The sequence below is a fragment of the Streptomyces sp. UG1 genome, assembly GCF_049974585.1.
Taxonomy (GTDB): domain Bacteria; phylum Actinomycetota; class Actinomycetes; order Streptomycetales; family Streptomycetaceae; genus Streptomyces.
Window position 1 is genome coordinate 1 of the sequence record NZ_JBNGGG010000164.1, and the last position, 716, is coordinate 716.

Annotated in this window: 1 protein-coding gene; it reads right to left on the reverse strand. The window is 71.4% G+C overall.

Annotation, left to right across the window (positions count from 1 at the left end):
- Positions 1 to 716: serine hydroxymethyltransferase (gene glyA / locus ACP4J3_RS50825; RefSeq protein ID WP_426545113.1), on the reverse strand; the 716-nt coding region annotated here is incomplete at both ends.

Below are 716 nucleotides of genomic sequence, written 5' to 3' on the forward strand. Positions count from 1 at the left end.
GCCTGCGCGTCGTACGACGGCTTCAGCGTCTCGGCGATGACGTCGGCGACCTCGGCGAAGTCCTCGGCCGTGAAGCCGCGGGTGGCCAGCGCCGGGGTGCCGATGCGCAGGCCCGACGTCACCATCGGCGGACGCGGGTCGTTCGGGACCGCGTTGCGGTTGACCGTGATGCCGACCTCGTGCAGCCGGTCCTCGGCCTGCTGCCCGTCCAGCTCCGAGGCGCGCAGGTCGACCAGGATCAGGTGCACGTCCGTGCCGCCGGACAGCACGTTCACCCCGGCCGCACGGGCATCCGGCGCGGTCAGCCGCTCGGCGAGGATCTTCGCGCCCTCGACCGTACGGCGCTGGCGCTCCTTGAACTCATCCGACGCGGCGACCTTGAAGGACACCGCCTTGGCCGCGATCACATGCTCCAGCGGGCCGCCCTGGAAGCCCGGGAAGACCGACGAGTTCAGCTTCTTCGCGAAGTCCTTCTTCGCCAGGATGATGCCGCCGCGCGGCCCGCCCAGGGTCTTGTGGGTGGTGGAGGTGACCACGTCCGCGTACTCGACCGGGTTCGGGTGCAGCCCCGCGGCGACCAGACCGGCGAAGTGCGCCATGTCGACCCACAGGTACGCCCCGACCTCGTCGGCGATCCGCCGGAAGGCGGCGAAGTCGAGCTGCCGCGGGTACGCCGACCACCCGGCGATGATCACCTTCGGCCGGTGCTCCTTGGC